Here is a 12728-nt window from a genome sequence, read left to right as displayed (position 1 = left end):
GATTTTACCCAAAAACCCTCAGTCGACTGACCGAGGGTTCCTTATTTCATTATTCAAGAACTTGATTAGCTCAACGCATCCAAGGCATCATCCATTGAAAGAACTTCGTGGAAGACACGTTGTGTCAATTCAGTTTTTTGTTCTGGAGTGAGGTATTTAGTGTTTACACAGTATCCAGAGATACGTACGATAACGTCTTCGCCTGACATGATTTTTTCGTAAACATCGTTCAAGTCCATAACGTTCAAGTTAACGTGTTGTCCACCGTTTTCGAAGTAACCATCAAGGATTGTTACCAAGTTATCAACTTGTTCGTCACGAGTCTTACCAAGAGCGCGAGGTGATACTTGTGTAGTCAATGAGATACCATCAGCTGCATAACTAAAGTCAAGGCTAGAAAGTGAGTTCAAGTTTTGCAACCATCCACCTTTAGCTTTATTAGATGGGTTAGCACCTGGTGAGAAGAATTCAAGTTTAGACAAGTTCACAGAACCATCTTCGTTGAGGTATACACCTTTGTGGACTGGTGAGTTACCAGTTTGTTTAGAGTAAGCAACGTTAGATGTGATTGTCAAAAGTGATACTGTAGCTTCAGCGTCTTTGTAAAGTTTGTGGCTACGTAGACGAGTTGTGTAAGCTTCGATCAACCATTCTGCCAATTCGTTTGAACGTGGGTCATCTTCACCCCAACGTGGGTATTCACCGATTGTTTCGTAATCATAGATGTAGCCATTTTCATCACGGATTGGTTTAACTGTAGCGTATTTGATAGCTGACAATGTATCAACAGTGTTGGCAAATCCACAGATACCGAATCCCATGTTGGCACGTTGTTTAGTTGGCAAGAATGCCATTTGAACAGCTTCGTAGTTGTACTTATCAGTCATGTAGTGAATGATGTTCAAAGCATCTACGTAAGTATCAGTCAACCAGTCAAGAGATTTTTCAAAGTTAGCTTTAACTGATTCGAATTCAAGAACTTCGTCACGGATTGGTTCGATATCAAATACTTTGTAGTCTTTGTGAACATCGTCGTAACCGCCGTTCAAACCAGTAAGAAGGGCTTTCAATACGTTTACACGCGCACCGAAGTACTGGATGTTGTGGCGTTGTTCTTCATTTTCTGGGTCAAGTGGAGACACACAGCATGAGATACAGCTCATTTCACCATATCCGTCTTTAGCCATTGTTGTTACACCTTCGTATTGGATAGAAGAGTGTTTGTGGCTCATGTGCATACAGTAGCGACGGAAGTTGTATGGCAATTTATCAGTCCAAAGAACTGTCAAGTTTGGTTCTGGAGAGTTACCGATGTTGTCAAGAGTGTTCAAGAAACGGTAGTCCATCTTAGTAACACGGTGACGACCGTCGTTACCCATACCAGCCATAGAAGTTGTGATGAAAGTTGGGTCACCTGAGTACAATTGGTCGTAAGCTTTTGTACGAGCAAATTTAACTGTACGAAGTTTCATAACGAAATCATCAACGAATTCTTGGATTTCTGATTCAGTAAATGTACCACGAGCAAGGTCACGTTCTGCAAAGATATCCAATACGATTGGTACACGTCCTAGGGATGTAGCAGCACCGTTGATAACACGGCAGACAGACATGAAGGCGATGTTAACCCATTGGATAGCTTCTTTAACGTTCATAGCTGGTTTGCGAACGTCAACTCCGTAAAGGTCACCCAAGCGAACAACTTGTTGCAATGCTTGGTATTGAAGATTGATTTCTTCACGAAGACGGATTGTTTCTTCATCGATTTCTTCGATTGCATTCCAGTCGTTTACTTTTTCTTGCATCAAGTAGTCTGCACCGTAAAGAGCAAGACGTGCGTAAACACCGATGATACGTCCACGTGAGTATGCATCTGGAAGACCAGTTACAGTGTGAGCGTGACGAGCGCGGCGGATGTTTGAAGTGTAAGCACGGAAGATACCGTCGTTAACTGTTGTTACGTATTTAGTAAAGATTTCGTGAACAGCTGGATCTGGTTCGTATCCATTTTCTTTCAAAGTAGTTTCAGCCATACGGATACCACCTTTTGGCATGAAGTTCAATTTGAAGAGTTCATCGTTTTGGATACCGAAGATAACTTCATTTTCTTTATCAATAAATCCTGCTGGAATGTCAGCAATAGATGTTGGACGAGTGTCCATTGGGAAACGAGTTTCTTCGTAGTGAGCCTTAGTTTCTTCTACAATTTTTTTGATGTGAAGTGAACGTTCTGTTGGTCCTGCGAGGAAGCTTTCGTCTCCATCGTAAGGTGTGTAGTTAGCTTGTACGAAGCGTGATACACTTGCTTTTTCTTTCCAATCTACGCCTTTGAAGCCTTCCCAAGCTTTGTCAAAAATATCTTGTGCTTCAACAACTGTCTTAACAACCATGTTAATGTCCTCTTTTTTCTTTCTAGTAACAGTCATCTGTTACATTCATGAGACAAGTATACCATACAGTAATCGTTTTCAACAAGTGGAAAATCCCTATTTTTACACTTTCTTTTCTAAAACAGTCTATATTTCGTTCCAAACTGTATTATATTTTTGAAAAAACGAAGTCCTTTTTCCTTTTTTTCAGAAAAAAGGGTATAATGAAAGAAAATAAGCAGTAAAAAGGAGCTATGCATGTTGATTTTTCCTTTGTTAAATGATTTGTCAAGAAAAATCATCCATATTGACATGGATGCCTTTTTTGCTGCGGTGGAAATCAGAGATAATCCTAAACTCAGAGGAAAACCTGTCATTATCGGCAATGACCCTCGGCAAACAGGTGGGCGTGGTGTCGTTTCCACTTGTAGCTATGAGGCGCGAGCTTTTGGTGTCCATTCAGCCATGAGCTCTAAGGAAGCCTATGAGCGTTGTCCCCAAGCCGTCTTCATCTCAGGAAATTATGAGAAATACAAATCTGTGGGACTCCAGATCCGAGCTATCTTTAAGCGTTATACAGATTTAATAGAACCCATGAGCATTGACGAAGCCTATTTGGATGTAACAGAAAATAAACTCGGTATCAAGTCAGCAGTCAAAATCGCTCGCCTCATTCAAGAGGATATTTGGCAAGAACTCCATCTAACTGCTTCTGCTGGCGTTTCCTACAACAAATTCTTAGCTAAAATGGCTAGTGATTATCAAAAACCACATGGTCTGACAGTGATTCTACCTGACCAGGCTGAGGACTTTCTCAAACAAATGGATATTTCCAAGTTTCATGGAGTAGGAAAAAAGACGGTAGAACGTCTTCATCAAATGGGCGTTTTTACCGGCGCTGATTTGCTTGAAGTCCCTGAGGTAACCCTAATAGACCGTTTTGGAAGACTGGGTTATGACCTTTATCGAAAGGCTCGTGGCATCCACAATTCACCAGTCAAATCCAATCGTATCCGTAAATCAATCGGGAAGGAGAAAACCTATGGGAAGATTCTACGTGCTGAGGAAGACATCAAAAAAGAGCTGACTCTCCTATCAGAAAGAGTCGCTCTCAATCTCAGTCAACAAGAAAAAGCTGGAAAAATTGTCATTTTGAAAATCCGCTACGAGAACTTTTCAACTCTCACTAAACGAAAAAGTCTGCCTCAAAAAACACAGGATGCTAGTCAGATAAGCCAAATAGCTCTGCAACTCTATGAAGAGTTAAGCGAAAAAGAAAGAGGTGTCCGCCTATTGGGGATTACCCTGACTGGATTTTAAAACCTTGAAGAGCTGCCCCTTCAAGGTTTTTCTTATACAAATAAACGGACAAAACTGTAAAGTAGCAAGACACTACCAAGCACGATACGGTATTTACCAAAAAGAGTAAAGTCGTGTTTTTTCACATAGCTGGTCAAGAAACGAATAGCGATCATGCTGACCGCAAAGGCGACTCCCATCGCAACCAAGAGCAAAAACAATTGCCCAAAGCTCAAGAGTTGTCCTGCTTTTATAAATTTGAAAATCTTTAATGCACTAGCTCCAAACATAACAGGAATTCCAAGATAGAAGGTAAATTCTGTCACAACTGAACGACTGGTTCCATTTAACAAACCACCAACAATCGTTGCTCCAGAACGGCTTGTCCCTGGTAAAAGGGCAAGAACTTGGAAGAGTCCGATATAGAAAGCTGTCGTATAAGGAAGCTTGTCCAACTCTGTCACACTTGGCTCTATAGCACGCGCTTTATTGCGCTTTTCCAAATAGATAAAGGCAATCCCATAGATAATCAACATGAGAGCAACTGAAACCATATTATGGAAGTGAGTATCAAACCAATCATCAAATTTAAAGACGGCAAGTAAAGGCAAAGTGGCAACCAAGACCTTCAACCACAGTCTCCAAGTCTTACGAACTTCCTGCTTGTCTTTACCCGGTTTAAAGGGATTGAGCTTATTAAAGTAAATCACCATAACCGCCAAAATCGCACCAAGCTGAATCACGACATTAAACATGGACATAAAGACTTCATTTTGATTTTGGTATTGGATAAATTCCTCTGCTAAAATCAAGTGACCTGTACTGGAAATCGGCAACCATTCCGTAATTCCTTCAACAATCCCGAAGAAGATAGATTTTAAAATTTCAATAAGATACATAGATTACTCCTTTTTCTATCTTCCATTATAGCATATTTTTTCAGCCAGTGATAGCTCTCTTTAAAAGGCGCCGATACTGCCTCCGCCTCCGCCTCCAGAGAAGCCTCCGCCAGAACTTCCACTTCCAGAAGATACGGAGTAGGTACTTGCTGTATTTGCGACACTGGCATAATGGCTCATTTGCGCGCTTGAATGATAAAACATACTATTCCAACCATAAGCTACATATAGATTGATATCTGGATTTTCCACTTTAATCTGATGAACCTTCATCAAATGGCTGACCTTGTCCGCATAGCCAAATAAGGTCGCATAGACCAAGAGGCGATTCCAGACCACAATACTTTCCAATTCAGCCTGATCCAATCTTGCAATCTCACGCAACATATTTTCAAAACTGGTCCAGAGATAGTATACTTCTGCTCCTGCTTCATTTAGGACACCATCACGATTATCTAATCGAAGCTTCCAATAATAGAAAACAGCCAACACCAAACCTAAAAAACCAAGTATTGGCAAGGGGATGTAAAGATATCCATAAACATCCAAACTGTACAAGAACAAACCAAATCCGATAAATAGGGGCAAGATAGTCAAGACCCCCATACCCACTTGCAAGGCCTTTTCCCCACCAGTTAAAGGACGATAATAATCTGGGAGCCCCCAGAAGGAAATTCGTTTTCTCACTCCTTCTTGCATCTGGTTCAATACTTCTTCAAAAGAAGATTTGAGCTGACGCCCCTTTGCTTGAATCCGTTTTTCATCAGAAGCTTTGGCTCTACGATAAAGACTATCAGATACCTTGTAATCCGCAAACAAATTGGAAAGAGTTTCTTCTTTTTTGCCTGAAAAAGCCAGATTTAGACAGTCTTTCTCAAAACTTGACAAACCATCTTCTTTTACTAGCCTCAAACCAACTGCATCTCCTTCTGAAATGATAGAGACATTCCCACGGTCTATCACATCTAGCAAGGTAGCTTGAATAAGTTGGTCAAAGGTGAATTTTCCAGCTCCCTTGACCAAGGGACTCACTTCCTCCAAGGAGGTCGAGTAGACTGCCTCTGATAAAACCATAGGCTCTAATTCCATTGGTGGTTCATAGATACGATGATTTTTGGCATATTTGACCGAAGGAGTGGTCTTTCTTCTATAAATAAAATAAAAGCAAATACTCAATAACAAGGAGATAGAAAGTATCGAAGGGAAGACCCAATTAACGAGTTGTTTACTTTGCTCTTTTTCTTTAAAAATCGAGTCTTCTATCTTATTAAACTCTTCTAAACGATTCCCTTTCAATCCCTGATCCCTAGCGCTAGCAAAATCGGTCCGAGGCCAATAGGCATGTAACTCAACTCCACGTTTAGCCGGAAGATTGTCTAAACGGATAGTATAATCAAGGTTACTCTTTTCAACCGTTCCCTCTCTAAAAAGTTTCCCTGTATGGAAAAAGAGTTTTTCAGCCCCCTTGTCTCCCCTTACATGAAATTCAAACTTCCCAATAGCCCCTGAACTATCTGTCAGAGGTTGCCAATTTAATTCAGCGATATCATCATAAAGGAAAAGCAAATTCTTTAAGTTCCAGATAAGGTCAATTTCAACTGTGTCGCCTTCCTGGCCTGGATTATAGACTTTAACAGTATAACCATCTGCTCCTTCTATCACTTCGCTAGTAACGTCTGCTAGTTCAGCACCATTTTTCGCAGCCTGAACCTTTGGATGAGGATCAATGTCAAATCCACTAGGCATCTTGCCTGCACGTCCAAGTCCCACGATTTGACCCTTAAAGTCCTCCTCAAACTGGTAAACTATCTTCTGTCTAAATTCTGCTGTATTGTCTGCATGAATATACAAATCACCTTGATAAGAGTTTATCTTGAAATCAATGGCAAAAACAGAGAATGGCAGAAGACAAAACAAGCCTAACACCAGTAAGAAAAAAGTTTTTTTCATCAACTAAGCCCCCTTTTTATCTTTGCTATCATTATATCATTTTTTCACAAGTAAGGGCTTACCTATATTGAAAAATAGATTTTTTTTCGATAAAATAGGAGACAGTTATTTTTTAATAGATTAGAAATAGGAGAAATCATGAGAAAAATATACTTATCTATTTTCACAAGTCTCTTGCTGATGCTGGGACTTGTCAATGTTGCCCAAGCCGATGAATATTTACGCATCGGGATGGAAGCAGCATATGCTCCCTTTAACTGGACTCAGGACGATGATAGCAATGGAGCTGTCAAAATCGATGGGACTAACCAGTATGCTAACGGATACGATGTTCAAATCGCCAAGAAAATCGCTAAGGACTTAGGTAAAGAACCTTTAGTTGTTAAAACCAAGTGGGAAGGTCTAGTCCCTGCCCTTACTTCTGGTAAGATTGACATGATTATCGCAGGTATGAGTCCAACTGCCGAACGCAAACAAGAAATTGCCTTTTCAAGCAGCTACTACACTAGCGAACCAGTTTTGCTTGTCAAAAAAGATTCTGCCTACGCAAGTGCTAAATCTTTGGATGACTTTAACGGTGCGAAAATCACTTCTCAACAAGGTGTCTACCTTTATGACTTGATTGGTCAAATCCCAGGCGCTAAAAAAGAAACTGCCATGGGAGACTTCGCTCAAATGCGCCAAGCACTTGAAGCTGGTGTTATCGATGCTTATGTTTCTGAACGACCAGAAGCTCTGACTGCTGAAGCTGCTAACTCTAAGTTCAAGATGGTTCAAGTAGAACCAGGTTTCAAAACTGGGGAAGAAGATACGGCTATTGCCATTGGACTTCGTAAAGATGACAATCGTATTAGTCAAATCAATACCAGCATTGAAACCATTTCAAAAGACGACCAAGTTGCCTTGATGGATCGTATGATCAAAGAGCAACCTGCCGAAGCTACAACAACTGAAGAGACTAGCAGTAGTTTCTTTAGCCAAGTCGCTAAAATTCTTTCTGAAAACTGGCAACAACTCTTGCGTGGTGCTGGTATCACTCTTTTAATCTCTATCGTCGGAACCATCATAGGTCTCATTATTGGACTTGCCATTGGTGTCTTCCGTACTGCTCCTCTCTCTGAAAACAAAGCCATTTACGGCCTACAAAAACTAGTCGGCTGGATTCTCAATGTCTACATTGAAATTTTCCGTGGTACACCTATGATCGTTCAATCGATGGTTATCTACTATGGAACTGCCCAAGCTTTCGGGATCAACCTTGACCGCACACTAGCTGCTATCTTCATCGTTTCAATCAACACCGGTGCCTACATGACTGAAATCGTCCGTGGTGGTATCCTAGCAGTTGACAAGGGACAATTTGAAGCTGCGACTGCTCTTGGTATGACTCATAACCAAACCATGCGTAAGATTGTCCTCCCTCAAGTAGTCCGTAACATCCTACCAGCAACTGGTAATGAATTTGTCATCAATATCAAAGATACATCTGTATTGAATGTTATCTCTGTTGTCGAACTTTATTTCTCAGGAAATACCGTAGCAACTCAAACCTATCAATACTTCCAGACATTTACAATCATCGCCGTGATTTACTTTGTCCTCACCTTCACCGTAACACGTATCCTACGCTTCATCGAACGCCGCATGGACATGGATACCTATACTACAGGTGCTAACCAAATGCAAACGGAGGATTTGAAATAATGACACAAGCAATCCTTGAAATTAAACACCTCAAAAAATCCTATGGACAAAACGAAGTGCTAAAAGACATTTCACTTACTGTCCGCAAGGGAGAGGTAATCTCTATCATCGGAAGCTCTGGAAGCGGAAAATCAACCTTCCTACGCTCCATTAACCTCCTTGAAACGCCAACTGATGGACAAATCCTTTATCATGGACAAAACGTCCTCGAAAAAGGCTATGACCTCATGCAATACCGTGAAAAGTTGGGGATGGTGTTCCAATCCTTTAACCTCTTTGAAAATCTCAACGTGCTTGAAAACACAATTGTCGCTCAGACAACTGTCCTTAAACGCGAACGTACAGAAGCTGAAAAGATTGCCAAAGAAAACCTAGAAAAGGTCGGCATGGGAGAACGCTACTGGCAAGCGAAACCAAAACAACTCTCAGGTGGTCAAAAACAACGTGTGGCCATCGCTCGTGCCCTTTCAATGAATCCTGACGCCATTCTCTTTGATGAACCAACATCAGCTCTCGATCCAGAAATGGTTGGAGAAGTCCTCAAAATCATGCAGGACCTGGCTCAAGAAGGCTTGACCATGATTGTCGTAACCCACGAAATGGAATTCGCCCGTGATGTCTCTCACCGTGTTATCTTCATGGATAAGGGTGTAATCGCTGAAGAAGGCGAACCAGAAGACCTCTTCACCAATCCTAAAGAAGACCGTACAAAAGAGTTCCTTCAACGTTATCTCAAATAAAAAGAAAAGGCTGCATCAACCGTGCAGTCTTTTTGCTGTCCTCATACTCTTCGAAAATCTCTTCAAACCACGTCAGCTCTATCTGCAACCTCAAAACAGTGTTTTGAGCAGCCTGCGGCTAGCTTCCTAGTTTGCTCTTTGATTTTCATTGAGTATCAAAATGAAAAGGCAGACCTTATTCAAGAATCCGCCATTATCCAAAGATTAATCTTCAAATTTTTCATGATTTTTATCATAGAAATCAATTAAACCTAGAGCCGTTTCAAACGAAATATTTTTTACTTTTGCACGCCCCTGCGCTAGAGCAATGATAGACATTTCACGCGCATTCGTTTCTTTAGAGATACGGTAGCCTGTGATTTTCTTATCACGAACCCAGCCAACAACTGATTCTACTTTTTCAAAGTTTGACTTAGCCATGTCTTTCTCCTATTTTCTTATTTACGATATCTAATTGTATACGCTTTTATGCTTTTTGTCAATAAAAAAACATATATTCAATAAAATAAACGCCCTTATTTTTACTTACTATCTTATTAAAGCTGATAATATGTAGGTTTTTCATTGTCGAAAACAATTTTTATAGTTCTTTAAAATAACTGTATTATTAAATCTTATTTATGTAATAATATTCGTATTTGACAGATGCTGATTCTCGATAATCTAGACATATTCTAATCTTATTTCATATTATTTATTCCACTGTAAAACAAAAAAATTTGACAAAATAATCTTCTGCTCTAAACCATTTCTAACGAGTATTTTTCTCCTTTTAGACTTTTTCATGTCTGCACCAGCATTCAATCATTTGGTCAACTGTACCAGTTATTTACTTTATCAAGTTTACTTTTTATTTCTCCTACCCATTAAAATACAAATAGCTAGGAAACCGTAGTATTCTATGCTTCATTTTTTTACTGTTTTCATCTTACGAATATTCCATCACTCTTCTCAGTAATCTCAGTATAATAAGGCATCTCATTAGTATTGATTATTTTTTCTAATCCCTATTATATTTAGCTAAATTTCAGATTAGCTATATATAAAATAGTAGATTTCAAAAAACTCCTAACATATAACAAGTAATTTTACTCCCTTACTATAAACTGAATCAAAAAAACATAGGTACTATAATGAGTTATGATAGAAATAGCGTAATCGATTTCCTAAGTCCATAGGAATCGCCCCCTTTCTTCATCTTCATTATAGCACCTATACATCAATTGTGCAAATAATATGATATTTTTTTATTAGTCCTCAGACAAGCATATTATAGAGCGTTTCGTTACCATTTAAGTTAATATAAGCTGGATCAAAACCTTCCATTCGACGAATCAAGCCTGCATAATCATGCTTATCTGCCAAGGCAATCCCAATCAATACTGGGCCTGTCCCCTTGCTAGCTCGTTTGATATACTCAAAACGTGTGATATCATCATTTGGCCCCAAGATATCATTTACAAACTCACGCAAAGCCCCCGGACGCTGTGGAAAATTAACCACAAAGTAATGCTTGATCCCATCATAAATCAAGGCACGCTCTTCCATTTCCGGCATACGGTTGATATCATTATTTCCTCCAGAAATGATACAACAAATGGTTTTCCCCTTGATATATTCAGCCAAAACCTCTAAAGAAGCGATACTAGCAGCTCCAGCAGGTTCTGCGACAATCCCTTGCTTAGAGTAGAGGTCAATCAAGGTTTCAGAAATCAATCCCTCATCGACACCTACTAAGGTTTGAACATGTTGACGAGTTGCTTCATAGGTCAACTGACCTACCTTTTGCACAGCAATCCCATCCGCAAATTTGTCAATTTCTGTGAGTTTGACAGGCCCACCAGCTTCAAAGGCTGCCTTCATGGAACGTGCCCCATTAGCCTCTACTCCGATGACTTCAATTTCTGGACTTGTTTCCTTGATATAGGTAGAAACCCCAGCAATGAGACCACCACCTCCAACAGGAACTAAGACAGCATCAAAATCAATTGATTCTTTTCGAGCTTCTTCTAAAATCTCATAAGCAACTGTCCCTTGACCCGCTTGAACATGGGCATCATCAAAGGGATCAATAAAGGTACGATTTTCAGAAACTGTAAATTCTTGAGCTGCTTTGGCTGAGGCATCAAAGGTATCCCCAACTAGTTTAATGGTTACAAAATCCCCACCAAAAAAGCGAACTTGTCCAATTTTTTGTTGCGGAGTAGTAATGGGCATAAAAATAGTAGCAGGAATTTTCATTTCATTACAGGTATAGGCTACTCCCTGCGCATGATTTCCCGCAGAGGCACAGACTACCCCACGCTCACGCTCTTCCTTGCTGAGCTGCGAAATGGCATAATAGGCACCACGGATCTTAAAAGAACGAACACGTTGAGCATTTTCCTTTTTCAAATAAATCTTAGCGCCATACTTCTCCGATAAATAATGGTCGTAATCCAGTGGGGTATTCACAACCACACCGTTCAAGACTTTATGAGCCTTGATTATATCTTTTGAACTTAACATCATTTTCTCCTAGACTATCTCATACTATCACAATCCATCCTCTTAAAAGAGAGATGAGTTGATTATAAAAGCGAGTTAGTCCCCCAACTCGCCTTCACCTTAATTTCTATCAATTAGTTATAGATTTTGAATGCATCATCGTCGTTTTTACCAACGAATGGCATTGCTTTACGCAATTCTGCACCAACTTTTTCAATTTCAAGGTTAGCTGCTTGTTCACGGTAAGCAGTCAATTTTGGACGTCCAGCTTTATAGTCATTTACAAAGTCATTTGCAAATTTACCATTTTGGATGTCTGCCAAGACAGCTTTCATATTTTCTTTAACTTGCTCAGTAATTACACGTGGACCTGATACATAGTCACCGTACTCAGCAGTGTTTGAAATTGATTGACGCATTTTCTTGAATCCACCTTCGTAGATCAAGTCAACGATCAATTTCATTTCGTGAAGAACTTCAAAGTATGCCAATTCTGGAGCGTAACCTGCTTCTGTCAAAACTTCGAAACCTGCTTCGATAAGGGCAGTCAAACCACCACAAAGTACAGCTTGTTCACCAAACAAATCTTCTTCAGTTTCTTCTTTGTAAGTTGTTTCAAGAAGACCTACACGTGCTGCTCCAACACCTTTACACCAGTCCATAGCAATGTTTTTAGCATTTCCTGTTGCATCTTGATATACTGCGTAAAGAGCTGGAACACCAAATCCTTCTTCATAAGTACGACGCACCAAGTGTCCTGGTCCTTTAGGAGCACACATAAAGACATCTACATCCGCAGGAACTTTGATAAACTCAAAGTGGATATTGAAACCATGAGCAAATCCAACTGCATTTCCAGCTTCCAAGTTTGGAGCGATTTCTGCTTCGTACAATTCTTGTTGGATTTCGTCTGGTGCCAAAATCATGATAACGTCAGCCAATTTAGTTGCTTCTGCTACTGTGTAAGTGTCAAATCCATCTTCTTTTGCTTTGTCAAAAGATTTACCTGGACGTACACCGATGATGACATCACGACCTGAGTCACGCAAGTTTTGAGCGTGCGCATGTCCTTGTGAACCATAACCGATAACGGCGATTTTTTTACCGTCAAGTGCTGCTACTTTAACATCTTTTTCGTATTCCATTTGAACTGCCATAGTTTTTCTCTCTTTTCTATTATTTATTGCCTTTTAGGCTGGTTTAACAAATTTAAAATATTTTTATACTCAATGAAAATCAAAGAGCAAATTAGGAAGCTAGCCGCAGGCTGTACTTGAGTA

The 12728-nt window shown here is 40.0% G+C and carries 9 protein-coding genes; 3 read left to right on the top strand and 6 right to left on the bottom strand.

Annotated features, from left to right (window positions below; translation table 11 throughout):
• Window positions 1-65 precede the first annotated feature (65 nt).
• Window positions 66-2390, bottom strand: a complete 2325-nt coding sequence (pflB, locus tag MK480_RS03085; RefSeq protein WP_000260631.1) for a formate C-acetyltransferase — start codon at window positions 2388-2390, stop codon at window positions 66-68.
• 237 nt (window positions 2391-2627) lie between these two features.
• On the opposite strand from pflB, the gene dinB reads away from it, so the two are divergent.
• The gene (gene dinB, locus MK480_RS03080; protein ID WP_045612299.1) at window positions 2628-3689 is read left to right on the top strand and encodes a DNA polymerase IV; all 1062 of its coding nucleotides are present in this window, start codon (window positions 2628-2630) and stop codon (window positions 3687-3689) included.
• Window positions 3690-3721: 32 nt separating this feature from the next.
• Here dinB and MK480_RS03075 read toward each other — a convergent pair whose 3' ends face one another.
• Together MK480_RS03075 and MK480_RS03070 are read right to left on the bottom strand one after the other, a co-directional pair.
• Window positions 3722-4567 (bottom strand): undecaprenyl-diphosphate phosphatase, encoded by an 846-nt coding sequence (locus MK480_RS03075; RefSeq protein ID WP_045612300.1) that lies wholly within the window; start codon window positions 4565-4567, stop codon window positions 3722-3724.
• Between the two features lie 60 nt (window positions 4568-4627).
• Complete coding sequence (locus MK480_RS03070; protein WP_045612302.1) at window positions 4628-6517, bottom strand: DUF2207 domain-containing protein; 1890 nt, start codon at window positions 6515-6517, stop codon at window positions 4628-4630.
• Between the two features lie 138 nt (window positions 6518-6655).
• On the opposite strand from MK480_RS03070, the gene MK480_RS03065 reads away from it, so the two are divergent.
• Both MK480_RS03065 and MK480_RS03060 read left to right on the top strand, forming a co-directional pair.
• Entirely contained in the window at window positions 6656-8221 is a 1566-nt protein-coding gene (locus tag MK480_RS03065; RefSeq protein ID WP_045612303.1) for an ABC transporter substrate-binding protein/permease, read from the top strand.
• Entirely contained in the window at window positions 8221-8961 is a 741-nt protein-coding gene (locus MK480_RS03060; RefSeq protein WP_268707172.1) for an amino acid ABC transporter ATP-binding protein, read from the top strand. Before MK480_RS03065 ends, MK480_RS03060 begins: the two co-directional genes overlap by 1 nt.
• Window positions 8962-9165: 204 nt before the next feature.
• Here the strand turns inward: MK480_RS03060 and MK480_RS03055 are convergent, their stop codons facing one another.
• The 3 genes from MK480_RS03055 to ilvC form a co-directional block, all read right to left on the bottom strand.
• On the bottom strand, window positions 9166-9381 hold the full coding sequence (locus MK480_RS03055) for a capsule biosynthesis transcriptional regulator (RefSeq protein WP_001130035.1): 216 nt from the start codon (window positions 9379-9381) through the stop codon (window positions 9166-9168).
• An 837-nt stretch (window positions 9382-10218) separates the two neighbouring features.
• On the bottom strand, window positions 10219-11469 hold the full coding sequence (ilvA, locus tag MK480_RS03050) for a threonine ammonia-lyase IlvA (RefSeq protein WP_033685561.1): 1251 nt from the start codon (window positions 11467-11469) through the stop codon (window positions 10219-10221).
• Window positions 11470-11582: 113 nt separating this feature from the next.
• A complete protein-coding gene (gene ilvC / locus MK480_RS03045) occupies window positions 11583-12605 on the bottom strand; it encodes a ketol-acid reductoisomerase (protein WP_000290683.1) in 1023 nt (340 codons plus the stop codon).
• Window positions 12606-12728: the final 123 nt, after the last annotated feature.

The organism is Streptococcus mitis, from assembly GCF_026782895.1.
Classification (GTDB): Bacteria; Bacillota; Bacilli; order Lactobacillales; family Streptococcaceae; genus Streptococcus; species Streptococcus mitis_CB.
The sequence above is the reverse complement of the archived record's forward strand: the minus strand, read 5'-3'. Positions and strand labels throughout refer to the sequence as shown.